Source organism: Oscillochloris sp. ZM17-4, from assembly GCF_019599295.1.
GTDB lineage: Bacteria > Chloroflexota > Chloroflexia > Chloroflexales > Chloroflexaceae > Oscillochloris.
Genome location: NZ_JAIEWN010000002.1, coordinates 301820 through 325526, shown reverse-complemented (window position 1 = coordinate 325526; position 23707 = coordinate 301820). Strand labels below are relative to the sequence as shown.

Sequence of the window (23707 nt, the reverse complement as noted above, 5' to 3'; positions counted from 1 at the left end):
GTCGGCGCAGGCCGACGCCGGAACCGCCCGCGACGGCGGGCGGGCGGCCGCAGGCCCTCCCGGCGCGGCTTCAGCCGCCCCCCCGCATGCAAGACGTTCCGTCACACCCGGCGGCGCCTACTGGGCGCTGCCTCCCGGCGCGTATATGCTATACTTAGGCGCTTTGCCCGGCAGCGCCGAGCACCTTTATTCTGGTGCGTTTGGAGGGGCTGGGCCGGCGTCTGCCGTGCGCCTCGCATGCAGAGAGAACGCCCAGTGGTACAGGAAGAAGATAGAGATATGGCACCTGCGACGATAGAGAAGATGGCTGATGCACCCCGGGCAGGCGCCCCGGTGCAGCTGAGCGCCATGCGCTGCGTGGCCTATGAGATCGCGCTCAACGGCTGGGCGATCCTCCGTGAGACGGTGAACGACTTCAGCCTCTGGCGGATCATTGAGTACCCCTGGTCTACGAAGGCGCTCGGCCTGCGCCGGGGCGACCTCGTGCTCGACATTGGCTCGGGGACATCCTCCTACCCGCATATGCTGGCGAAGGAGGGCGTCGACGTGATTGTGCTGGAGCTCGACGCCGACCGGGTGCGCTGGCAGCTCCAGAAGCGCCGCGCGACGGCTCGCCCCGGCGACGGGCGCTTCTTCCCGCTGGTGGCGAGCGCCACCGACATGCCTATCCGCAGCGAGAGCGTCGATCGGCTGGCCGCCGTCTCGTCGCTTGAGCACATCCCCGACGATGAGTCTGTGGGCCGCGAGATCGGCCGCGTCCTCGCCGGCGGTGGCCTCGCCGCTATCACGATCCCCTACACGAGCACCGAGCGCACCGGCTTCTTTCAGGGGATCCGGAAGTTCATCCAGGTGCAGCGCAACGCCTTCGTCCAAGAGGGGAAGGCCGGCTCCTTCTTCCGCTTCTATACCGACGCCGATATTGATCGGGTCTATGTTCGCCCGGCGAACGCCCGCATCGGCGAGTGGCGCGGGTTCGGCCGCTCCTGGCTGAACGGTCGCTACCACGAGACGAAGCTGACGAAGTACTGGCGTCGCTATGTGCTCAAGGATCTGCTGCTGGCGCTGCTTGTCCACCCGATAGAAGAGCGCCTTGATCACAGCGACCCGCTCTACGTCATGTTTACGCTGCGGAAGCCGTGACCATGAGCCGCGATATGCGTCGTGGGCGCACCCTAAAGCAGGCGCGTGAGCCCCAGAGTGTCGGGGCTGGCCGCGCTGCCCGCTCTACCCCCCTCGCCTCGCTCGCCCTCCTGACGCTCCTGCTCCTCTGCGTCGGCCTGGTCACGGTCGCCCGCGCCCGCACCCCCATGATCGACCTCGACATCGCTGCCGAGCGTCTGGCCGGTCCGGCCTTCGCCGACGGCATCTATGCGCTGGAGCGCGGGCCTGACGGCCAGCCCTACCGCTGGACGAGCGGCTCGGCGGTGGTGCAGCTGCGCGGGGCCGCCAGCGCCGCGCCGGTCTATCTGCTGACGGTGCGCCTGCGCGCCGAGAACACTGCCGGCCCGCAGCCGCTCTCCTTCCTGTCCGATGGCCGCACGCTGGCGACGACGACCCCCGAGCCCCGCTTTCGCACCTACCGCATGCTGACCCCCCCCGCCGCCGACGGCGAGCTGCGCCTGAACCTGCGCACGAAGACTTTTGTGGCACCCGGCAACCCGCGCGCCCTCGGCGTGGTGCTCAGCGACCTGCGGCTGCGCCCGATGCCCGCCGCCGACTGGCCTGGCGCGGCGGTGGTCGCCGGCGGGCTGCTGGCGCTCTGGGTCACTCTGCGCCTTCACGGGGCCACCACGGCCCAGATCATCGCCGCTGTTGCGCTGTCCGGGCTCGGCCTGGCCGTCGCCGCCGCACTCTACCGCCCGGCGCCCCTGCCCTTCGCTACCATCGCGGCCATGTTTCTGGTAGCGGCGCTGGTGATCGGGGTGATGCCCGCTCACCCCCAACGCGCCTCCGCTCAGGGGGGGGGCGATCATCCCCCCGCAAGGGAGGGGGGCCGAAAGGGTGAGCATTATCTCCCCCGCCTCGGCATGATCGCCCTGGCCCTGAGCGTCAGCTTCAGCGGCGTGATCTGGCCGAGCTGGATCTCTGACGACGCATTCATCTCCTTCCGCTATGCCCAGAACCTTGTCGCTGGGAACGGCCTGGTCTATAACATTGGCGAGCGGGTCGAGGGCTACACCAACTTCCTCTGGACGATTATCGCTGCCGGGGTGCTGGCCCTCGGCGGCGACCTTGTGATCTGGAGCTATGTGGGCGGGGTGGCCCTTGGGCTTGCGATTCTGCTGATGACCTATGCCATCGCCGCCCGCCTGCGTGGCCCAGCATGGGGGTTCGTGGCAGCTCTGGTGGTCGGCACCAGCCAGAGCTTGCTGCTCTACACCGCCCGCGGCGCCGGGCTTGAGACTGGTCTCTTTACCCTGCTGGCCCTGGCTGGCAGCGCCTGCTACCTCTTCGCCGATAGACGCCCGGCAATGCTTGCCACCGCCGGTGGCATTCTCGCCCTCGCCGCAATGACGAGGCCCGAGGGTGTCATGGTCTTCGGGATAACGCTGCTGGCAGATAGCCGATTGATACTTGCAGAATGGGGTCGCGGGAGGCCTGTCTCGTGGCGCGTCTATCTGCGATCCACACTTCATAATCTACAGTGGTTGGCCTCAGCCTTCCTGCTGATCTTCCTGCCCTACTATCTCTGGCGGCTGGGCTACTATGGCGACCTGCTGCCGAACACGTTTTATGCGAAGACGGGCGGCGGTCTGCGTCAGGTGCTGCGCGGGTTGTCGTACGCTGGGGAGTTCTCCCTCACACTAGGCGGCCCGCTGCTCCTGCTTATCTGTGTGCCATGGGTGCGCGGCTGGCGCGTGACACTGGCCTCTTGGCGTGGGTATCTGCTGCCCCTGGCCCTTGTCTACACTGCCTATATTGTTGCTGTGGGCGGCGACCACTTCCGGGGCGAGCGCTTCTTTGTGCCAGTGCTGCCCTGGCTGGCCCTGCTTATGGCCGATGGCTTGGCCGCGCTCATACCCGCCCGACCCGGTCGGGTGGCGACCATCACCCTGGCTCTGCTGCTGGCCGCTGGCGGAACCGCCGCCCTCGCTCGCAGTGCATTGATAGATACGACGATCAGCGGTGTGGATGAGAGCGTCTGGATCTGGCGCGATATCGGCTGGTGGATGGCCGACAACACCTCGCCCGACGCCAGCCTGGCTGCACTTGGAGCGGGGGCCGTCGCCTACTACAGCCAGCACCCCGTGATCGATCTCCTCGGACTCACCGAGAAACATATCGCCCGCATCACGGTCAGCACGATGGGCGAGGGCACCGCCGGCCATGAGAAGCGCGACCCAGCCTATGTCCTGCATGATCGTCGCCCCACCTACATCCCACGGATCTGGGATGACTACTTCGGCGGCGCGGCGGGCCTGCGCGACTCCTACACCCTGATCACGATCACCACCCGATCAGGCCGCGAGCTAGAGATGTGGCAGCGCTTGCCGTGATCGCGCACGCTCATCAAACCCTAATGCAACCTTTTGGCAGTTCTACGCGTTCTAGAGAGTAGAATCTCTATATCAGCTTCGTGCTAGAGAGAACGCCGCCACGACCGCGGCATCACCGACCATGCGAGTGCTCTACTTTATCCCGCGTTACGATAGCGCTGCGATGGGGAATCGAATCCACACGGAGGTAATCACTGCGTGGCGCGCCCAAGGCGTCACCGCCGATGTGATCAGCCTCGCGGCAGGGATTGATCGCCTTACCACGAGCGTCGAGGATGGCATCACCATCCATCAGCTCCCGGTGAGCGATCACCCCATAGTGAAGCTTTCTAATCGGATGCTTGCGACCCTCCTCCCCTACCCTTACCTCGCCGGTGCTATCGCCCACTACCGACGCTTTATTCGCGGCGCTCGCTATGACCTCGTCCATATCGAGACAGCCTTCCCGCTAGGCCTCGTCGCCGCCCTTGCCCCCCGCCACAGCTCACCGCCACTGGCGATCACACTCCCCGGCGCCGATATTATGGCCGAGCCTGCCTATGACTATGGCTACGCCCGATTCCGTGCGGTGCGCGCCGTCCTCCCAGCGATCTTTCGCAAGGCAATGGTGCTTCGCGCTGACTCGCCACAGATCCGCGACCTGGCTGTGGCGCGGGGGGCAGACCCGCAGAAAGTTGTCGCGATCCCCTACAACATCACCGCCGACAGCTTCCCTCCGACCGGCGTCTCCCTTGTGGATCTGCGCCGCCAGAGCCGGGCGATGCTCGTTGCCCGTCATCGGCTCGACCCTGCCCGCCCGATTGTCGTCAGCCTGAACCGGCTCCACCCCTTTAAAGGCATCGCATACCTGGTAGATGCACTGCCGCATCTGCGCGCGCGCGGCATGCGTCCGCAGGTGCTGATTGTCGGCCCGAGTCGAAGCACGCCACGCTTCGGAGACTATGGAGCCTATATGGGGCGTCGCGCCGCCGAGCTTGGCGTCGCCGACGATGTGCTGCTCGTGGGCGGCATCTCCCATGATGAGGCGATAGCCTACCTCGCCGCCGCCGATGCAGCCGTGGTGCCATCGGTGGCCGAGTCATTTAGCCGCGTAGTGATCGAGGCCGCCGCCGTCGGCACGCCTCCGGTGGTGACACGTACGACTGGGGCCAGCGCCTATGTGGCCGAGCAGCGGGCGGGGCTCCTGGTGGAGCCATGCTCTGGTGCGTCGATTGCCGAAGCTCTGATGACGCTTCTGTCGGATCGAGACACATGGGAGGGCTACAGCCGCCGCGCTGTAGCTATGGCACCGGCTTTTAGCTCGGCCCAGATCGCAGACGACCTGCTGCGGCTCTATAGGTCGGTTCTCGGCTCTGCGTATGCGTAGCTCGCTGGTGCGGGTAGTCTGGAATCAGCACACTGCGGGGTGTCACGGATCTTCTTGCACCGGTGGCCATGGCGGGCGGCTGAAGCCGCGTCGCCGGGGCGCTGCGCGCGGCTAGACACTGACCAAGATGGTGCCAGCGTCGCGTCAACCATGTCGTTGATCGCTAAACTCTGAGTGGGATGATGCTTTGCCTGACGGAGGGTATGCTTGGCTTCAGGAGACGATGTATGATGGAGGAGCGGCGCGGCAGAGACCTTCCTGAGCACCAGCCCCCACCTCTTACAGGCAAATTGACTCTAGCGGTGGAGCGGCGTTGGCATCCTATCGCCTTCCATGGCGGTGTGCTGACTCTCTATACGCTGCTGGCTATTGTCGTCAGTTGGCCACTCGCGCCATCCTTCACCAGTGCCATGATCGGTGCTGTTGGGGGGGTTGATGCCTACCAGTGCGCCTGGAACCTGTGGTGGGTTGCTGACTCGCTTCGTCAGGGCCAGTTACCCTTCACCACTGCATTGCTTTACTACCCATACGGGATCGATCTCTTCTGGCAGACGCTCCAGTTTTCGCAGGGTGTCGCCGCACTGCCCATAACACTGCTCCTGGGGCCGCTGGCTGGCTTTAACTGGACGGTACTCACGAGCTTTGTGTTCGGCGGCTACGTCACCTTCCTCTTTGCACGTCGTGTTACCGGCCACACCCAGGCGGCCCTCGTGGCGGGCATGATCTTCGCCTTCTCGCCCTATCACATGCAGAAGATGGTTGACGGCGGGCTTGAGGTCACGGCGATCCAGTGGCTCCCATGCTACTGCTTCGCGCTCTATATGCTGCTCGAACGCCCGTCCTGGCAGCGCTCTCTGCTCTCCGGCGCCCTGCTGCTCTGGGTTAGCCTGGGCAGTTGGTACTATGGGCTGTTTTGTGTGCTGACAACCGCATGCGCCTCGCTGGTCTGGCTGCTGGTCCCCGGTAGCGTTGATGCGCCAGGGGGGCAGCAGCAACGCTGGCGCTGGCCAGACGCCAAGCGCTGGATCTCCGCCGTGTGGGGCGTCACGCCGCTGATCTGGTGGGGGCTGGTGCTCGCGCCGCGCATTATCGGCCTGACCGCACAGCCTGATGCGCTGTGGGATATGCGCAGCATTCAGGCTGATCGCTCGGCTGATCTCATGGACTTCTTTTTACCTAACCCGCTACACCCGCTCTGGGGCGAGGCTCTGCGCGCAGCCCGCGAGCAACTCTATCCACAGGCGATCATCTGGAATGTCTCCCTGGGGTGGGTTGGCCTAGCCTTCGGGCTCGTCGGCGTGCTCGCGGCCTGGGGCCACGCCCGGCGCTGGCTCGCTCTGCTCCTGCTGACTATGCTCCTGGCGATGGGGCCGACGCTGCGGATGTTTGGCCACAACACGGGCTTGCCGCTCCCCTTCGCGCTGATCCAAAACCTGCCCGGCATTAGGTCGGCCCAGCGCCCGAGCCATCTGGCGGTGATCGCCAGCCTGATGCTGGCCATCCTTGCGGCATACGGCTTCGCTTGGCTGATCCAGCGCCTGCCGACGCGCTCGCTCCGGCTGGCGATCACCGCTGGAGCGCTCGGGCTTATCTTGGCCTTCGATACCTATGCCGGGCCGATGCAGTTGGTGAGCCGCACTGTTGATCCGTTCTACGCCACCATGCCGCCGCCACCCGCCGCTGCGCCGGGTCGCCCCAGCGGCGCCGTGATGCCGCTGCCACTCTACCTGAACATCAACCGCAGCGAGAATCTGACCACGCAGATGGTCCACCACTGGCCAATCCTTGGCGGCTACGTCGCCCGCCCCCCGACGTACACATTTGCTCGCTATACCCCCGGTGTGCGCGAGCTTGAGGGCCAGCTGCCGCCGCTAGACGATGTGGTTAGCCCCGGCTGGCCTGAGTCTGGGCAGCGCGGCCTGGCGGCCTACGCGATCCGCTACATAACCTTCGATCTGACGAGCGATAAAGACAGCTATTTCGCTAGGGTTCGCCACCACGCCGAGCTGCTTCAGCTTGGCCAACCGATCTTCGCCGACACGCAGCTAGAGGTCTACGAGGTGCCGCAGACGTGGCCGGTTGGCCCGATCGGATACCTGGGCGCGGGCTGGCAAGATCTTGAGCAGGCGCCGCCCTATCGCTGGCGCTGGATGGGCGAGCAGGCTGAGCTGCAGCTCTTTAACCCGCAAGACTATCCAGTACGCGCGACGATTGAGTTCCTTGCCGCGAGCTACCAGCAAGACCGGCCCCTCGACCTGCGCCTGGATACGAACATCCTTGCCCAGATCAACATTCCTACCGATGGGCCGCAGATGCAACATCTGAGCTTTTTGCTTGAGCCAGGGGAGCACAGGGTGCATCTGAGCGCCCCTGCAACGCCTGATGGGCAGCGCAGCAATATGCCGATCAGTGTGCGGGTCTTCGCGCTGAGCTTTCGATTCACCGAGCTAGGAAAAGGACTATAGCGGGTATATGCGATCACTATCACGCGCTCTCGCGCGTACCAACCGCGCGACCCGAACACTCAGTAGCATCCCCATATGGCTTGGCGAGGTGCTCATCATAGGGCTCCTCCTGGCCGCGTGGGTGCTGGGGGTGCGTGTGGTGCATCGTGCCCTGGCACCATATATGCTGGATCTGACTCAGCCGCAAATCGATGAAAAATTTGATCCGTTCGGTGATCTATTCGGTTTTTATGAGTTGGAATACAATTCCCAGTTCCCCTACCGCTGGTCAAGTGACTACGCCTTCGTCCAGATGCCCTTTGGCTACCATTTGGCACCACGCTACGTTGCGACAGTGCGGGCTCAGGCCGGTATGGGGAAGCCCAATCCACTGATCTTCCTAGGCAATGAACGGCCCGTCGCCAGTGTGACACCCACAGATGTATTTCGCGTTTATCGGTTGCTGCTCCCGCCCGCACCGCCAGGTGACGCAAACGTGCGCCTGGAACTGCAGACACAACCGCGCACCCTGAATGGGGACAACCGTCCGCTCGGTGTGGTGCTGAGTGACATCGAGCTTCGTGGGCTGCCGCATACCAACTGGCCGGCTCAGGCGCTGCTCCCTGTGGCGTTCGGGCTGATCTGGGGTCTGGCGCGCTGGAGAGGGGCGCGCATCCGTGATGCGCTGCTGATCTGCGTGCCCCTCGGGGCAGCCCTCCTCTCACTCTACGCCTTCGCTGGCCCAGGGCCGCTGTCCTATGCCACGCTGGCCGCAGCGAGCCTCGGGGCCGCAGCGGTGGCCATGCTGATCGCTCGCCAGAGCTACGCTCGCCTTTCCCTCGCGCTGCTCGGCACGCTGATCAGCTTCAGCGGCATGATCTGGTCAACATGGCTCTCGGATGATGTCTTTATCTCGTTCCGCTACGCCCAGAACCTTGTTGCCGGGAACGGCTTAGTCTACAACCCCGGCGAGCGGGTCGAGGGCTACACCAACTTTCTCTATACAATGCTCGCCGCGTTGGTGTTGCGACTGGGCGGTGATCCGGTCTACTGGACGTACCTCTCGGGCGTCGGCTTTGCGCTGGGGCTCCTGTTGCTCACCTACTGGCTGGCAGCACGCCTGCTCGGGTCATCATGGGCGCTCGTCGCCGCGCTGCTAGTCGCGACAAGCCAGAGCCTGCTGCTGCACAGCGCGCGTGGCGGTGGGCTTGAGACCGCCCTCTACGCGCTGCTGCTGCTCACCACTGTTGCCGTCTACCTGGGTGCGCTGCGCGGGCGGGGGCAGGTGAACCTTGCGCTTGCGATCACTGGGGTGCTGCTGGCCTTAGCCACCCTGACGCGCCCCGAGGGCGCGCTGCTCCTGATGATCACAGCGTTCCACTATACCGCCTACGACCTGGCTGGGGTAGATCTCCGGCCCGGCGCAATTGCCCGGACTATACGCCACAAGGGCGGGCTTGGTGCGCTCATTGGTCCGTATATGCTGCTGATCGTCCCGTTCTTCATCTGGCGCTACACCTACTATGGCGATCTGCTACCGAACACCTTTTACGCCAAAGTTGGGGGTGGACTGCGGGCCCTCCCTCGCGGGTTGGCCTATAGCTGGGGCTTCGCACAGACGATGGGCGGGCCACTCTTGTTGCTGTGTCTTGCTGGGCTGATCCCCGACTGGCGCGGGGCCCTTCGCAGCTGGCGCGGCTACATCCTGCTGCTGCTCGGCGTCTACACTGTCTATATCATCGCGGTTGGCGGCGACGTCTTCCGCGGCGAGCGCTTCTTTGTTCCGCTCGTGTCACTCGTCGCCATACTGTTTGCCGACGGTCTGGCGCAGATCGTCCGCACAGCGATGGCGCGCCCAACCTTGCGGCTGGTAACGCCGGTGTTGGTGGCCGTGTTACTGAGCGTCTACAGCCTGTACGCGCTTGAGCGGACCCGCTCGATCGACTATATCATCAAGGGTATGGACGAGAGCGTCTGGCTTTATCGCGAGATTGGCTGGTGGATGGCAGATCACGCTGGGCCTGATGAGAGCATTGCGGTGATCGGGGCGGGTGCCATCGCCTACTATGGGCAGCACACGACCATTGATATGCTTGGCCTCACCGATCATCATATTGCGCGAGTCGTGATGCCGAACATGGGCGCCGGGGCTGCGGGCCACGAGAAGAGCGACCCGGCATATGTCATAAACGAACGTCGCCCAACCTACATCCCCGATCTGTGGCAGGGTTACTTTACCGACCAGACCGAGTTGCGGGCAAACTATTATCTGATCACGATCAAGACACGCTACGGCAGGGATCTTGTGATGTGGAAGCGCCGCTCATGAAGGTTTGATCAGCACCCCTAGTCTGAGAGTATTCTCACAAACTCTTGTTGACAAATCGGGTGCGTAGATCTATGGTTTCAGTGTAAATGAGGAGTTACCATCGCAACCTGCGATTCCACCAAATACAAGCTATCACCATCCTATCAGAGTGACGAAGGCACCTGTCCATCTACTGCTTCGTGATGTGAAGCGCCCGTAGCCTGATGCGAAGTACTTCGGAATATGCGAAGGATTGCTCTATGCCCAGATACAACGAAGGAGCCATATCATGAAACGTCGTCAGCGTAGGAACAACCTCATCGCCGGTATTGCAGGTGCCCTCGTTGTTGTGATCGTTAGTCTGGCGCTTAACTTTTGGATGAGTAGCCGCGGTCAGGCTCAGGGCGAGTCACCGATACTGCCGACCCTAACCTTCCCACCAACGCCGACAATTCCGCCGAGCCCGACTCCAATGCCCATTCTTTCGAGCACCATCCTTGCCGCGCCTGAGTTTCAGAACGATGACTCGCTGAAGCTCTGGGAGTTTGTCGATGTTGGGGCCATTCTGCCTGAGGACAAATCGGTGTGGCGCGTGGTGGATGGCACACTGCTCCAGGATAACACTGCGATGGTGGGGAGCCCAAGCAGCACCAATGAGGCGATGGCCTTCATTGGCAGCCCCACATGGACAAACTACACGGTCAGCGCGCGATTCTATGATCAGGGCAACGGCAATGTGGGCCTCGTGGCCCGACGCCAGGGCGATAGCTTCTACCGCTTACGGATACTCGCCCAGTTTTATAACGAGACGCCAAGGATGGTTCTTGAGAAGGTGATCGATGGTAAGGCGACTGCTCTGGCGACCCTCGACGGCCCTAGCTATGATTTCCATGCTTGGTATGATATCGCGCTGAAGGTCGACGGGACGAGCATCCAGGCGTTTGTAAATGGCAAGCCGTTGCTTGAGGCCACGGATGATGCCCTGTCGAGCGGGCAGGCTGGCCTCTTCACCCGCGCCATGGGCAAGCTTCGCTTCAGCGACGTTGTCGTCACCGGGCTGTAGCTATCGCAGGCGAGCGTGGGCTGGGATGATTGCGGAGCGGCATCTGAGTCAATGTCACGTCCTGGCCCAAGGAAGGCTTCTACGCAATGATCCCACCATGCTCTGATGTTGCTCTATCGCAAGCTATAAACTAACCCCGCGTGTCATTGTCCCTGGCGACAAATTGATACGCACTGCCTGTATCAGTGAAGGAATCAGTATGATATTTCGTGCGTTTTTCATCGGGGTGTTCAGTGCAATGATCGCGCTGGCTGGAATTCTCCCGCTCAATACGGTCGCGCAATCAGCGGTAAATCTGCGCGCCCTGTCCCGCCAGATTCTACCATCTGCGATCGGTATCAAACTTGCCAATGTTGGTGCGGGAAAGGGGATCTCGACGATCTCGGGAAGTGCTGATAAGCTTGAATCGCGCATGTGGGTAAAGGCCGACACCGCAACAGAGTTCTCCGACGCGATTCGGCTTGGTGATGCGGTCGGCGACCCACGGCTAACGACCACAGCGCTCTCGGTTGCGCCGAATGGCGTTATAACCTACGCTTGGCTGAGCAGTGGCAGCGGCGGCCCGATCATGATGCGCCAGCGGGCGCTCGATGGCTCATTGAGCAATGCGAAGTCGACTGTCTCGGTTGGGACAAGCGCCTACCTTGCTGTGGTCGCGAATTCGACAGACGCGAACCCGACCGGCACAATCGTGCTTGCTTGGTCGGAGAATAGCCTCTTCCGCTATAGCTATTCGACCAACAATGGTGCGAGTTGGTCGTCCCCCACTCCGGTCTCCAATATCACAAGCTATGGCGCTCCGTCATTGAGCGCTGGGCCTGATGGTAAAATTGCGATTGCCTTTGGTGATTCTGATGGCGACATCCATAGTGGTATATGGAACGGTTCCGGCTTTACTATCGAGTCGATAACAACCGGAGGGAGATCTTCATCTCCCTTCGAGGTCAATCCGACCGTGACTATCGACCCGACTGGCATCGTGTATGTCGCCTTTCAGCAGGTCGGTAGCGGCTATTATTACTCGACTCGCACATCAAGCGGGGCGTGGACAACCAGACTTCTTTCCAACATGGCGGTGCTTGGGACTGCAGCCATCGCCTCCGATGAGGCTGGTAATCTTGCCTTCGCCTGGGCCTCGGACGCCAGCGGATCACGCGATCTCTATGTTGCCTACAAGACGGCGTCGGGTGTCTTTGATGGTCCCATCCATCTTGGTCAGGGCGGTGTCAGTACCTTTGATACTCGCGTGGCCGCTAGTATCAATGGCGAAACCTTGATCCATATAGCGCTGGATAGCTTCACCGGATCCGCAAGCACCGAGTATGTGCTGCTGTCGGCCCAGGGCAGTGGTTCGATCAGCGCGACGCCAAACATCGAGATTGATGCGCCCGTCGTAAAGGGCACCAGCGACCGGCTCGTTGGCAATACGCAAAGCGTCTCAGTGAGCTTTACTGATGTTGCCGGCTCGCCCACGCAAGTCCGTTGGCGCTGGGGCGCTGCACCCACAAACTCGGACAGCGACTCGCCGGGGGGGTGGGTGACCTTCACGAACCCGATCAGTATCCCGCTTTCCGATACGGTCAACACCCAGGACTGTAAGCCAGAGATACTCTACACTCAGGTTCAGAACGGCACGATCGAAGAGTCGGAGGCGAAGTCGGCCACGATCATTGTTGACAATGATGTCTCTAGCTCCATACGGGCCGTGAACCCAAATATTGCGAGTAAATCGACGCTCCTGACTGCGTCGCCGGCCGCTGCGCCGGCCGATCTCCTCACTGACAGTGGGGCAAGTGACGGGGATCCGAACTACACCCGGGTGCCGCTCTTCTATCTGGAGATCAACGGCGATTCAGACTGTGGCGGCCTCTCGGACTTCCGGTATGGAGCATCGGCCTCCACGCTCGGCTCCCCCTATGGTATCGCGAATAATCGCTTTATGAATATTCTGCCCTTGCCCAATATCAGCAATATCACCGAGGGACCCGCGCCGCTGACCGTCCGCCTGTCTGATAACCTCACCAACGCCATCACCTACACCAATGTCATCACCTATGACATAACCAAGCCGGTGCTAACGAACCCGCTTAGTGTGACGCTGGATATCATCCCGTCTGACCCGCTCGCGACCATCCTGACCGACCTGGAGTTTAGCAACGTTCAGGTTACTGATGCCTATCCCGGCGGCTACTGGGGCGTCTGGGTGGCCAATAGCTTGAGCTCCACCAACCCGCTTACTGACACGGCCCTGCTGTGGTCGCCGGTGAAGGTTGACCAGGCTGGGACGAGCCCGGTGGTGAAGAACTGGAGCCTGGCGACACGCCTGCCTGGGGCGACCACCCTTCTGCCACAAGGCGGAACAAGAACGTTCCACGTCTATGTTCGCTTCCTCGACGAGCACCCAGCGCCCCTCCGGGGGACGGAGACTCGACGGCGTTTGCGCTCAGGCTGCGGAGCGGGAAGCCTCAGCAGCACCCAGCGCCCCTCCGGGGGACGGAGACTCGAGGATCGTTTCGTACTCGCTCCCGTCGTTCACATCTCAGCAGCACCCAGCGCCCCTCCGGGGGACGGAGACTACTTTAGAGGGCCGGACTAGTCTTGGAAGCTAGTCGCTCAGCAGCACCCAGCGCCCCTCCGGGGGACGGAGACTGGATCTCATCGAACAGCAGCAGCGCCGTGTAGAGCTACTTAGCAGCAGCTAGCGCCCCTCCGGGGGACGGAGACATCACGGCATAATTTACATACCACTGCGCCGTATACCCTTCGGCAGCACCCAGCGCCCCTCCGGGGGACGGAGACCCCTAACCCTCGGCGCATGGCCGGGCCACGGCGGGGCTCAGCCTCACCCAGCGCCCCTCCGGGGGACGGAGACTCCGGCACGATTAACTTGGCCTCTTGCTGCCCAAGGTCTCAGCCTTACCCAGCGCCCCTCCGGGGGACGGAGACCTGGGGCCTCGAGTGCGACGACCAGCGCCTTGGCCTCCTCAGCCTTACCCAGCGCCCCTCCGGGGGACGGAGACCCTTGAGAAGAGTACCCTTAGGTCCGAAGTAGTTGCCGCTCAGCAGCACCCAGCGCCCCTCCGGGGGACGGAGACTTTGCAGCCAAGCTGCACGCTGACTGGTTTTGGTCCCTCAGCAGCACCCAGCGCCCCTCCGGGGGACGGAGACCCCAACAAAGGCGTGGACGAAGAATTCCTGATGACCCCTCAGCAGCACCCAGCGCCCCTCCGGGGGACGGAGGCCAGTTCGGCGCGGCAAACGATGCTATGCTACATGGGGGACTGATGTGTCTCGTATCATTGAGAGAGGGGGTCTCGGCATGATGCCGCCAACCCGCGGGCTCACCCTCGGCAAGTTCGCCCCGCTCCACCGCGGGCACCAGCTGCTCATCGACACCGCCCTCGCCGAGGTGGACGAGCTGGTGATCATCATCTACGACTGCCCGGAGACCACGCCGATCCCGCTCTCGGTGCGCGCGGCGTGGCTGCGTGACCTCTACCCGCAGGCCAGGGTCGTCGAGGCGTGGGACGGCCCGCTTGAGATCGGCGACACGCCCGATATCCGGCGGATGCACGAGCAGTATGTGATCGCGCGCCTGCGGATCGGCCGGGTCACGCACTTCTACTCCAGCGAGTTCTACGGCGCGCATATGAGCCGGGCCCTCGGCGCTGTCGACCGGCGGGTTGACCCGGCCCGCGCGGCGGTCCCGGTCTCCGGCACGCAGGTGCGCGCCGACCCGTACGCCTGGCGCGCCTCCGTCCACCCGCGCGTCTACCGCGACCTGGTGACCAATGTCGTCCTGCTGGGCGCGCCCTCGACCGGCAAGACCACCCTGGCCGCCCGGCTGGCCGAGGTCTACGCCACGGTGTGGATGCCTGAGTATGGCCGCGAGTACTGGGAGCAGCACCAGGTGGATCGCCGCCTGACTCTGGGCCAGCTCGCGGATCTCGCCGATGGCCACCTGGCGCGCGAGGAGGCGCTGCTGGCCCAGGCGAACCGCTACCTCTTCACCGACACCAACGCGATCACCACGGCGATGTTCTCGCTGGCCTACCACCGCGCCGTGGCCCCTCGGCTGGCCGAGCTGGCGACCCAGGCCCAGAGCCGCTACGACCTCGTGATCGTCTGCGATAGCGACATCCCCTACGCCGACACCTGGGACCGCTCGGGCGACGCCGACCGCCAGGTCTTCCAGAAGCAGATTTTGGCCGACCTGCGCACGCGCAAGCTGCCCTTCCTGCTGGTCAGCGGCGACCTGGAGGCGCGGGTGCGCCAGGTAGGCGCGCTCCTGGCCCGGCACCGCACCTACGCCAACCTGTTTGAGACGCTCGCAACCGGGTAGATCGCCGCCGTCCTGATGAGCTACGGAGCAACGCAGATGGGCAACCTCTTCGATGTCAACCTGATCGCCGTCACCGTCCTCGGCTACCCGCTGAGCTACATCGAGCTGGTGGGCACGATCTTCAACCTCTGGTCGGTCTGGCTGGTGGCCCGCCAGCACATCCTCAACTGGCCGGTGGGGATCATCGGCGTGCTGCTCTTTCTGGCCCTGTTCTACCAGATCCGGCTCTACTCCGACACGCTGGAGCAGGTCTACTACCTGATCGCCAGCGCCTATGGCTGGTGGCTCTGGACGCGCGAGGGCCGCCGCAAGGATCAGGCATTTGTGCCCTACCTCAGTACGGCGCGTACGCTCGGGCTGGTGCTGCTGCTCACCCTGGCGCTCTCGGTCGGGCTGGGCGCGCTGATGAGCCGCATCGATGTGCTGCTGCCGGGGCTGTTCCCCGCGCCGGCGGCGTTCCCCTACCTCGATGCCCTGACGACGGTGATGAGCTTGAGCGCCATGTGGCTGATGGCCCAGAAGCGACTGGAGAGCTGGGTCTACTGGATCATCGTCGATGTGATCGGCATCGGCCTGTACTATGCGCAGGGGGTGCGCTTTATCTCGCTGCTGTACGTGGCGTTCCTGGTGATGGCCATCAACGGGCTGGTCAGCTGGCAGCGCGCCGCGCGCCGCCCAGCGGTCGAGGTCGCCGTCTAGCGGCCAGGGTTACCGAAGTCCGTCACGCTGTAATGGCGCAATTAGTGCCCATTAGGCGGCCGTAGCCGCCGAAGGGCGCCACCGCCTGGCTGGCGTTGCAGAGGGCGATGCCGACCATCCCGGCCAGGGCGATCGTCTCGACGTAGGCGCCGACCCGCCCGATATGGTTACCGTTGATGATGGTTGCCGCGCCGGCGCCCAGGGCGCGGGCGATGCCGATAGCCGTCTCGGCGGCGAGCTGGGCGGCCGGCGCGCCCCAGCCGAGCCGGCCATCGACGCGGGCGGCCGCGCCGGACGTGCCGAGCAGCGCCGGGCGCTCGCCCGGGCGCACCTGGCCCTCGCGGGCCTGGCGGGCGTATCAGGGCAGCCACAGCACCCCGTGCGAGTCGTGGCCGACGAGGTTGGCCTCGACCAGCGAGCCGGCGACGATCTGGGCAATGTCGGGGTCAGTCCCAATGGCGGCGATCACACCCTCGGCGATCCGCCGCAGGCGCGGCGCGGAGACGATGGGCATAGGTAATCCTCTCTGATCAGGGCGCGGGTGACGCGGGAGACTCTGCGGCGGGCCGCGCCTGGGCCACGACCAGCCCGAGGACAACCCAGGCGACGGCGATCAGGCCCGCGCCCAGGGCGAAGACCAGCCGGTTGCTCAGACCGGCTCCCACCAGGGCCGCCCCGATGAATGGCCCGAGGATCCCGCGGACGCCGATGATCGTCGCCTGAAGCGCCGAGTACTCCGCCACCTGCTCCGGGTCGGCCAGCTCGATCCCCGTGCTGATGATCCCCAGGTCGATCCCGGCGGAGATGATCCCCTGGGCGATGAAGGCCGGCACAAGCATCCAGGCGTTGGCCGCCCAGATATAGCTCAGCGGCATGATCACCGCGATGGCGACGTTCGCCCGCAGCACCCACGCCCCGCCGCGCCGGTCGATCAGCCGGCCCCAGAAGATATTCCCCAGCAGCCAGAACAGCGACTGGAGCAGGCTCAGGTAGCCGATCGTCGTGTACGAGAGCTGCAGCCGGTCGACCTGGACGATCGCAAAGAGCGGCATGCCGATCAGGAAGCCGAGGCCGTAGATCGAGAAGCCGGCCATATACAGGGCGAAGCGCCTATCGCGGGCCAGGATGCCCCAGATGCCGCCGAGACTCTGCCCAGCGGGCGGGTTGTAGACCAGATCGCCCACGCGGAGCCGCGAGAAGAGCAGCGTGGAGGTGACGCCCAGGAGCCCGGCGATAGGCAGGATGAGCCGGTGGCCGAACTGGTCGAGCGCCCAGCCGGCCAGCGGGGTCGCCACGAGCATCGCGGAGACCATCACCACCCGCACGGTGCCGAGCGCCCGGCCGCGGTAGGGGTTGGGGTAGATCACCTGCATGATCCGGGTGTAGGCCGGGCCGGGGAAGGCCTCGAACAGCCAGAAGACGCCGGTCAGCACCAGCAGCCAGCCGGCCTGGGTGATGAAGGCCGCCAGTAGGAAGAGGCTGCGCCCGATCAGCCAGAAGGTCGCGCCGAAGGCCTTCGGGCTGCGCCCGCGCATGAGCATCACGCTGAAGGAGGCCAGCACCGAGCCGAGGTAGGTCTGGGCGACATAGAGCGCCAGCAGATCGGATGACGCCCCGAGGCGGCGCAGCACCACGGGGAGGAAGCTGATCGCCCCGGCGTAGAACACGCCGAAGGCGAGCGAGGCCGCCGCCTCGATGCGCAGGTTGACACGGATGAACTCAGGGAAGCCGCCGAAAAGCCACCGTTCGATCCCGCCGAGTAGGCTGCGCACATGGGCCTCGCATGTAAGCGACTATTGATAATGTAACGCGGAGGGTCGGGGGCCGCAGGCCCCGCGAATCTGCTGGTGTGGGGAGAGGTGCCAGCGTAGCTGGCACCTCTCCCCACACCAACGGAGGTTTTGTGCCAAGCAGGCACATAGGACACGCGCTGCTACGGCCCCAGGCCTCACGCCGCCGTCTCCTGCTCGTGTCTGGCCTCGGCGCAGCGCCCGGCGACATAGGCGCGCGCGCTGAGGGCGACGTAGGTGGCGCAGGTGGCGGCCATCGTGGCGCGGGCGGCGCTGGCCCGCGGGTTGGGGGCGGCCCCGCGCCGGCGGCCCATGAAGGCGCTGACGCTGCCGAGCATGCCGATGGCCAGGGCGAGGTGCATCGCCAGGCGGCGCGCGCCGGCCCGGTGGGCGAGGGCTCCGAGCAGCGCGAGCAGGCCGCCGGGGATCGTCGGGATCAGCGCCGTCTTGCTTGCCCGCCCCGACGCGAAATAGCCCGCGAGCCCCTGAATGATCAGCGCAAAACCGAAGGCGATCGTGGTATTTGGCATAGCGACACTCCTTTGCAGCGCGTGCGCCGACGCCATGCGCGGCGGCGCACTGCAACGTATAGCACCGGCCGGCGCGTGGCCGGCTAGACCTCGCGCACCATCGCGATCTCGTCGCAGCGATCCTGCTTGAAGCAGGTCTTGCAGTCCTGCCAGATCTTGTGCGGCAGGTGCAGCTTCGGCACCTCGCGGAAGCCCAGCCGGCTGAAGAATCCCATCTGGAGCGTGAGCGTGAAGAGCGTCGGGATGCCGAGCTGGCGGGCCTCGTCGAAGAGCGGCTCGACCAGCCGCCGGCCCAGCCCGGTGCCCTGGAAGTCCGGGTGGACGGCCACGCTCACCACCTCGGACAGGTCGGCCCAGGTGATATGCAGGCCCGCGCAGCCCACCACCTCGCCGTCGGCCGACGCTACATTGATCGAGCGCACGCGGTTGTAGAGCTGGTCCATCGTCTTGGGCAGCATATCGCCGCGCACCGCGTAGTAGTTGATGATCTCGTAGAGCCGGGGCACGTCGCCCACGCGGGCGCGGCGCACGACCACCTCGGCGCCGAGGTGCGCGTGGAGCCGGGGCAGCGAGACGGGCGGGCTGTAGAGCAGTGTAGACTGTGGCATGAACATGGCCTTTCGGCGATCCTCCTGTTGGGGCGCAGCAGCGCCGCGCTGCTGCGCCCTTACGCGACGGTACTGGTCAGCTCTCAAGCAGATCCCGCCAGCGGGCGCACTGCTCGCTGACGCGCAGGGGCGCGGTGCCGCCCAGGCTATCCTTGCGGGCCACGCTGCGGGCGAAGTCGAAGATCGCGTAGACGCCCTCGTCGAACTCGGGCTGCACGGCCTGGAACTCGGCCAGGGGCAGCTCGCGCAGGGGCAGGCGCAGCTCGATGCCCCGCCGCACCAGTCGGCCCACCTTGCCGTGGGCCTCGCGGAAGGGCACCCCCAGCCGCACCAGCTCGTCGGCCAGGTCGGTGGCGAGCATGGCGTCGTCGAGGGCGGCGCGCATGCGCTCGGGGCTCGCCTCCATGGTGTCCACCGCCGCCGCCGCCACCCGTAGCCCCAGGTCGAGCGTGTCGAGGCTGTCGAAGAAGGGCTCCTTGTCCTCCTGCATGTCCTTGTTGTAGGTCATGGGCAGCCCCTTGAGGGTGGTCAGCAGCCCCACCAGGTTGCCGATCAGGCGGCCGCTCTTGCCGCGCAGCAGCTCCATGCTATCAGGGTTCTTCTTCTGCGGCATGATGCTTGAGCCCGTGCTGTACTCGTCCGCAAGCTCGATAAAGCCGAACTCGGCGCTGCTGTAGAGCACCATGTCCTCGGCCAGCCGGCTGAGGTGGATGCCGGTCAGGGCGAAGGCGAAGAGCAGCTCGGCCACAAAGTCGCGGTCGGAGACGGCGTCGAGCGAGTTGCCGGCCACCGCGTCGAACTCGTCGAGCAGCTCGGTCAGCCGCTCGCGCTCGACGCCCAGCGAGTTGCCGGCCAGGGCGCCCGCGCCGAGCGGCAGGGTGCGCGCGCGGGTGATCGCATCCTCGACGCGGTGCCGGTCGCGCTCAAGCATCTCCACGTAGGCCAGGCACCAGTGGCCGAAGGTGATCGGCTGGGCGCGCTGGAGGTGGGTGTAGCCCGGCATCACCGTGGCGGTGTGGCGCTCGGCCTGTCCGAGCAGGGCCAGCTGCAGGCCCTGGAGCCGGTCGCCGACCAGGCGGGCCGCGCCGATCGCGAAGAGGCGCATGTCGGTGGCCACCTGGTCGTTGCGTGAGCGGCCGGTGTGCAGCTTGAGGGCCACCTCGCCGACCAGCTCGCCCAGGCGGCGTTCGACGGCGGTGTGTACGTCCTCGTCGCTCGACATGGCCACAAAGCGCCCGTCGGCGAACTCCATCCGCACCAGCCCCAGCCCCTGCACGAGCTGGTCGCGCTCGTCGGCGCTGATCAGGCCGGCCTCCTCAAGGGCGCCGGCCCAGGCGATGCTGCCGACGATGTCGCACTCGGCCAGCCGCACGTCGTAGCGAAACGAGTCGTTGTAGAGCGCCATGTCCTCGGCCGTCGGCGCGCTGAAGCGCCCGCCCCAGAGTTTGTGATCCATACCCCTGCACCTCACAGATTATTTGGGTTGAGCGTGCGCGGCGAAGCCGCGCACGCTCAACCCAAAGGAATATCCTCGGCCCGCTGGTAGTTCGGCACGTTGAGCCCGCATGTGGCGAGCAGGCGCCAGTAGCCGGCCACCAGGGCGCCGGCCGTCGTCACGATCTCGGGCAGCTCGCGGGCCGCCCAGAGCTGCGGGGCCAGCCGCGCGTAGCCGTCGGGCAGCAGCGGGAAGCCGAATGCCTGCTCCAGCCCGCCGTAGTAGTCGCGGGTGACCCAGCGCCGGTTGAGCAGGCAGAGCGCCGTCTGCATCTCGGCGAGCACCTCGAAGGCCGCGATCGGCGCGTCGTGGAGGTTGCCCCTGGCCGCGCAGGAGCGGATGCGCCCGTAGGACTCGAAGACCAGCCCGGGCAGCTCGGCCTCCAGTGCCGCGTGGAATATCTGCTCTTCAGGCGTCTGCCCTAGCTCGACCCAGCGCCGCACCTGCGCCCGGTCGCCCACCAACGGCTGGAGCACGTCTAGCACGCCCATCCAGAAGGGCCAGCGCGGGCCGGGGCTGGTGAGCGTGCGCTCCAGCTCGGCCCGGTCGAGCACGCTCACCCCCACGGCGATGCCCTGGAAGAGGAAGCTGCGCCCGGCCGGCCCGCCCGCGCCCTGGGTGACAACGAGCAGATCCAGGTCCGACCACTCCGTATCATCGCCGCGGGCCGTCGAGCCGTACACCCCGCCCACAACGATCCGCTCGCCGTAGGCCGCGGCGAGGCGGGCGGCGATGTCGCGGGCGAGCTGGACGCGTGTCGGGTGGTCCATTGTGTGATATCACCGTGGCACGTTTCTGTAGGGGCGCAGCAGCGCCTGTAGCTCGGGCGCGCTCCAGATGAGCGGGGGCTGCTGCGCCCTTACAAAGACACATATCCCTAGGTGCGGTACTCCGCGTTGATCGTAATATACTCCGGCCCAAAGTCGCATGTCCAGACCGTGGCGAGCCCCTCGCCGAGGCCGAGGTCGGCGTCGATCGTCACCTCGGGGACATTGAGCAGGTCGCTGGCGGCGCCCTCGTCGAAGGGCAGCGGCAGGCCGCCGGCGAGCACGGGCATGCCGCCGAAGGAGAGCCGCACCTTATCGGGGTCGATCTCAGCGCCCGAGTAGCCCATGGCGCAGAGCACCCGGCCCCAGTTCGGGTCGGCCCCGTAGAGCGCCGTCTTCACCAGCGGGCTCTTGGCGATCGTCATCGCGGCCTGCTTGGCGTCGGACTGGCTGGCGGCCCCGCGCACCGTGATCGTCACGAAGCGGGTTGCCCCCTCGCCGTCGCGCACTACCTCCTGGGCCAGGCGCTGGCAGACCGCCGTCAGGCCCGCCAGGAAGGCCTGTCCATCGGGGCTGGCCAGATCCTCGATCGGCGGGGCGTCGGCCGCGCCGTTGGCCATCACCAGCAGGGTGTCGTTGGTGCTGGTGTCGCCATCGATGCTGATGCTGTTGAAGCTCAGCTCGGCGGCGGCGCGCAGGGCCGCGTCCAGGCAGGCCGGGCTCACGGCGGCGTCGCTGGTGACAGTGGCGAGCAGGGTGGCCATGTTCGGGTGGATCATCCCGGCGCCCTTGGTCATCCCGCCGATAGTGATGGTATGGCCCGAGGGCAGATCGACGCGGGCGGCGCAGCGCTTGGGCCGGGTGTCGGTGGTCATGATCGCCCGCGCCGCCGCCGGGCCGTTCGCTGCCGCCAGGCCTCCGGATGCCGCCGCGATCCCGCCCAGGATCTTCGCCACCGGCATGGGCACGCCGATGGTTCCAGTTGACATAACAAATGTCGTATCAACCGGCAGCCCGAGGGCCGCCTCGACGGCCCGAGCCATCGCCACCGTCGCCGCATCGCCATCGGGGCCAGTGCATGCGTTGGCGTTCCCTGCGTTGATCACCACGGCGCGCAGGCTGGACACGCTGCGCCCCATCAGCGCCATATCGTAGCGCACCGGGGCCGCCTTCACCTTATTGGTCGTGAAGATCGCCGCCGCGCTACACGGACGCTCGCTCACCAGCAGCGCCAGGTCGTCCCGGTCGGCATACTTAATCCCGCACGCCGTCGTCGCCGCACCCCACCCGGCCGGGCTCGCCGCGTGGCCGTCATCAAGGAAGGTGATGGTCATGGGTGATACTCCCTCGCTACCGTGTCCTCCCAGCGCACCGACTCGGTCGCGCCGATGCCGTGGAGGTGCTCGATATCGTTGTAGGCGTTGAGCCGCCAGAGCTTGCCCCCGCGGCGATCCACCCGCTCCCAGTGCGTGATGCTGGTGTTGCGGGTGTGGAAGTCGGTGGCGGGCAGCACCATGCTCGGCATCTGGAAGAAGTGGATGAAGGAGCTGTCGATCACCCCGCCGTGGCAGACGACGACGATCGTCTTGCCGGCGTGCTCCTGGGTGATCCGGGTGAGCGCCCGTCCGACGCGCAGGGTGAAGCTGCCCCAGCTCTCGCCACCGGGGGCGATCGGGCGCAGCGGCTCGGCGTCGAAGTCGGGCCGGCCGTACCTGGCCCAGGCGTCGGCGTTGCTCATGCCGTCGGCCTCGCCGATGTTCAGCTCCTGCACCTCATCGTCGAAGATGATCGGCAGGCCCAGGGCGGGCTGGATGATCTCGGCCGTCTGGCGGGCCCGCGGCAGGGTGCTGGCGATCAGCACATCGGCAGCGATCTCGCCCGTGCGGGCCAGCCGCTCGCGCAGGCGCTCGGCCTGGGAGCGGCCGCGCTCGGTGAGCCCGACGTCGCCCTTCATCCCGGCGACGATCGGCTGGACGTTGGCCACCGCCTCGCCGTGGCGGATCAGGTAGAGGTGTGTCATCGTCGAAGGTAAAAGGTAAAAGGTAAAAGGCAAAGCTGCCTTTTTACCTTTTACCTTTTACCTTTTACCTTTCTCACTGCATAAAAGAAGCCAGCTTGCGCTCTGGCAAAGCTGGCTTGAAAACCTCACGGTGGGCAAGCGCGACTAGCCAGGGCCGATGGCTGGCTGAGGACGACGCTGACGACGGAGCTGCTTCTGCTGCACGGTGTCTGCCTCTTGTCGAATCGCTCGCTGACGTGCGGGAGTATACCATAGCCGCTAGGGCGCGTCAACGGCTTTGCGCATCCCCCCGTTTGCGGGTACAATCGGGCCAGCCCAAGGTTCAACCTCAATAGTGGCAGAGGAGCGCTATGCGCATCGTCGCAATGATATTGGCCGGCGGCGAGGGGTCCCGCCTGAGCGTGCTCTCAGAGAAGCGTGCCAAGCCGTCGGTGCCCTTCGCCGGTAAGTTCCGCATTATCGACTTCCCGCTCTCAAACTGTGTGAACTCGGGGATCTTCGATGTGGGCGTGCTCACCCAGTACCGCCCCCACTCCCTGAACGACCACATCGGGATCGGCAAGCCCTGGGATCTCGACCGCGCGCGGGGCGGGGTGCGCCTGCTTCAGCCCTACCAGGGCCGCCACGATGAGTCCTGGTACCGCGGCACCTCGGACGCGATCTACCAGAACCTGAACTATATCCGCGAGCGCCGCGCCGATCTGGTGCTGATCCTCTCCGGCGACCACATCTACAAGATGGACTACAACACCATCATCGCCACCCACATGCGCAACCA

At 65.3% G+C, this 23707-nt stretch carries 18 protein-coding genes, 1 pseudogene and 1 CRISPR repeat array; of the genes and pseudogenes, 9 read left to right on the top strand and 10 right to left on the bottom strand.

Annotation, left to right across the window (positions count from 1 at the left end; all coding sequences use genetic code 11):
* Positions 1-303 precede the first annotated feature (303 nt).
* From K2Z83_RS03275 to K2Z83_RS03250, 6 genes are all read left to right on the top strand, one after another.
* Complete coding sequence (locus tag K2Z83_RS03275; protein ID WP_220593743.1) at positions 304-1140, top strand: class I SAM-dependent methyltransferase; 837 nt, start codon at positions 304-306, stop codon at positions 1138-1140.
* A gap of 14 nt (positions 1141-1154) precedes the next feature.
* A complete protein-coding gene (locus K2Z83_RS03270; RefSeq protein ID WP_220593742.1) occupies positions 1155-3497 on the top strand; it encodes a glycosyltransferase family 39 protein in 2343 nt (780 codons plus the stop codon).
* Between the two features lie 121 nt (positions 3498-3618).
* Positions 3619-4863, top strand: a complete 1245-nt coding sequence (locus tag K2Z83_RS03265) for a glycosyltransferase family 4 protein (protein ID WP_220593741.1) — start codon at positions 3619-3621, stop codon at positions 4861-4863.
* 512 nt (positions 4864-5375) lie between these two features.
* Positions 5376-7328 carry a hypothetical protein gene (locus K2Z83_RS03260; protein ID WP_220593740.1) on the top strand — a complete coding sequence of 651 codons (1953 nt, stop codon included), beginning with the start codon at positions 5376-5378 and terminating at the stop codon, positions 7326-7328.
* Positions 7329-7491: 163 nt separating this feature from the next.
* Positions 7492-9636, top strand: coding sequence for a hypothetical protein (locus K2Z83_RS03255; protein ID WP_220593739.1), 2145 nt, complete (start codon positions 7492-7494; stop codon positions 9634-9636).
* Positions 9637-9904: 268 nt separating this feature from the next.
* A complete protein-coding gene (locus K2Z83_RS03250; RefSeq protein ID WP_220593738.1) occupies positions 9905-10678 on the top strand; it encodes a family 16 glycoside hydrolase in 774 nt (257 codons plus the stop codon).
* Positions 10679-11828: 1150 nt separating this feature from the next.
* On the opposite strand, the gene K2Z83_RS03245 is transcribed toward K2Z83_RS03250, so the two are convergent.
* Positions 11829-12110 carry a hypothetical protein gene (locus K2Z83_RS03245; protein WP_220593737.1) on the bottom strand — a complete coding sequence of 94 codons (282 nt, stop codon included), beginning with the start codon at positions 12108-12110 and terminating at the stop codon, positions 11829-11831.
* 958 nt (positions 12111-13068) lie between these two features.
* Positions 13069-13921: a CRISPR direct-repeat array (repeat unit 38 nt; unit sequence CTCAGCAGCACCCAGCGCCCCTCCGGGGGACGGAGACT).
* 79 nt (positions 13922-14000) lie between these two features.
* Between K2Z83_RS03245 and K2Z83_RS03240 the strand changes: the two genes are divergently transcribed.
* Together K2Z83_RS03240 and pnuC are read left to right on the top strand one after the other, a co-directional pair.
* Positions 14001-15020, top strand: coding sequence for an AAA family ATPase (locus K2Z83_RS03240; protein WP_370650035.1), 1020 nt, complete (start codon positions 14001-14003; stop codon positions 15018-15020).
* 36 nt (positions 15021-15056) lie between these two features.
* Positions 15057-15719 carry a nicotinamide riboside transporter PnuC gene (pnuC, locus tag K2Z83_RS03235; RefSeq protein ID WP_220593736.1) on the top strand — a complete coding sequence of 221 codons (663 nt, stop codon included), beginning with the start codon at positions 15057-15059 and terminating at the stop codon, positions 15717-15719.
* A 22-nt stretch (positions 15720-15741) separates the two neighbouring features.
* On the opposite strand, the pseudogene K2Z83_RS03230 reads toward pnuC, so the two are convergent.
* From K2Z83_RS03230 to K2Z83_RS03190, 9 genes and pseudogenes are all read right to left on the bottom strand, one after another.
* Positions 15742-16065 (bottom strand): annotated as a pseudogene (locus tag K2Z83_RS03230) (Ldh family oxidoreductase); the annotation flags it as partial.
* A gap of 12 nt (positions 16066-16077) precedes the next feature.
* A complete protein-coding gene (locus tag K2Z83_RS03225; protein ID WP_220593734.1) occupies positions 16078-16233 on the bottom strand; it encodes an Ldh family oxidoreductase in 156 nt (51 codons plus the stop codon).
* 16 nt (positions 16234-16249) lie between these two features.
* Positions 16250-17491, bottom strand: coding sequence for an MFS transporter (locus tag K2Z83_RS29750; protein WP_220593733.1), 1242 nt, complete (start codon positions 17489-17491; stop codon positions 16250-16252).
* A 176-nt stretch (positions 17492-17667) separates the two neighbouring features.
* Positions 17668-18039 (bottom strand): hypothetical protein, encoded by a 372-nt coding sequence (locus K2Z83_RS03215; protein ID WP_220593732.1) that lies wholly within the window; start codon positions 18037-18039, stop codon positions 17668-17670.
* An 83-nt stretch (positions 18040-18122) separates the two neighbouring features.
* On the bottom strand, positions 18123-18647 hold the full coding sequence (locus K2Z83_RS03210; protein WP_220593731.1) for an N-acetyltransferase: 525 nt from the start codon (positions 18645-18647) through the stop codon (positions 18123-18125).
* 76 nt (positions 18648-18723) lie between these two features.
* Positions 18724-20103, bottom strand: a complete 1380-nt coding sequence (gene argH, locus K2Z83_RS03205; protein WP_220593730.1) for an argininosuccinate lyase — start codon at positions 20101-20103, stop codon at positions 18724-18726.
* Between the two features lie 56 nt (positions 20104-20159).
* Positions 20160-20912, bottom strand: a complete 753-nt coding sequence (locus tag K2Z83_RS03200; protein ID WP_220593729.1) for a nucleotidyltransferase family protein — start codon at positions 20910-20912, stop codon at positions 20160-20162.
* Positions 20913-21019: 107 nt separating this feature from the next.
* Complete coding sequence (gene argJ / locus K2Z83_RS03195) at positions 21020-22243, bottom strand: bifunctional glutamate N-acetyltransferase/amino-acid acetyltransferase ArgJ (RefSeq protein WP_220593728.1); 1224 nt, start codon at positions 22241-22243, stop codon at positions 21020-21022.
* Complete coding sequence (locus tag K2Z83_RS03190; RefSeq protein WP_220593727.1) at positions 22240-22929, bottom strand: histidine phosphatase family protein; 690 nt, start codon at positions 22927-22929, stop codon at positions 22240-22242. The genes argJ and K2Z83_RS03190 overlap by 4 nt, the downstream gene beginning before the upstream one ends.
* A gap of 350 nt (positions 22930-23279) precedes the next feature.
* On the opposite strand from K2Z83_RS03190, the gene K2Z83_RS03185 reads away from it, so the two are divergent.
* Positions 23280-23707 (top strand): glucose-1-phosphate adenylyltransferase family protein (locus tag K2Z83_RS03185; protein ID WP_220593726.1); only part of this gene is annotated, 428 nt, incomplete at its 3' end.

Excerpts from the sequence above, each read along its gene's own strand:
- K2Z83_RS03275 (WP_220593743.1), top strand. The coding sequence starts at position 304 with ATGGCTGATGCACCCCGGGCAGGCGCCCCGGTGCAGCTGAGCGCCATG.
- K2Z83_RS03270 (WP_220593742.1), top strand. The coding sequence starts at position 1,155 with ATGCGTCGTGGGCGCACCCTAAAGCAGGCGCGTGAGCCCCAGAGTGTC.
- K2Z83_RS03265 (WP_220593741.1), top strand. The coding sequence starts at position 3,619 with ATGCGAGTGCTCTACTTTATCCCGCGTTACGATAGCGCTGCGATGGGG.
- K2Z83_RS03255 (WP_220593739.1), top strand. The coding sequence starts at position 7,492 with ATGCTGGATCTGACTCAGCCGCAAATCGATGAAAAATTTGATCCGTTC.
- K2Z83_RS03250 (WP_220593738.1), top strand. The coding sequence starts at position 9,905 with ATGAAACGTCGTCAGCGTAGGAACAACCTCATCGCCGGTATTGCAGGT.
- K2Z83_RS03240 (WP_370650035.1), top strand. The coding sequence starts at position 14,001 with ATGCCGCCAACCCGCGGGCTCACCCTCGGCAAGTTCGCCCCGCTCCAC.
- pnuC (WP_220593736.1), top strand. The coding sequence starts at position 15,057 with ATGGGCAACCTCTTCGATGTCAACCTGATCGCCGTCACCGTCCTCGGC.
- K2Z83_RS03225 (WP_220593734.1), bottom strand. The coding sequence starts at position 16,233 with ATGCCCATCGTCTCCGCGCCGCGCCTGCGGCGGATCGCCGAGGGTGTG.
- K2Z83_RS03215 (WP_220593732.1), bottom strand. The coding sequence starts at position 18,039 with ATGCCAAATACCACGATCGCCTTCGGTTTTGCGCTGATCATTCAGGGG.
- K2Z83_RS03210 (WP_220593731.1), bottom strand. The coding sequence starts at position 18,647 with ATGCCACAGTCTACACTGCTCTACAGCCCGCCCGTCTCGCTGCCCCGG.
- argH (WP_220593730.1), bottom strand. The coding sequence starts at position 20,103 with ATGGATCACAAACTCTGGGGCGGGCGCTTCAGCGCGCCGACGGCCGAG.
- K2Z83_RS03200 (WP_220593729.1), bottom strand. The coding sequence starts at position 20,912 with ATGGACCACCCGACACGCGTCCAGCTCGCCCGCGACATCGCCGCCCGC.
- argJ (WP_220593728.1), bottom strand. The coding sequence starts at position 22,243 with ATGACCATCACCTTCCTTGATGACGGCCACGCGGCGAGCCCGGCCGGG.
- K2Z83_RS03190 (WP_220593727.1), bottom strand. The coding sequence starts at position 22,929 with ATGACACACCTCTACCTGATCCGCCACGGCGAGGCGGTGGCCAACGTC.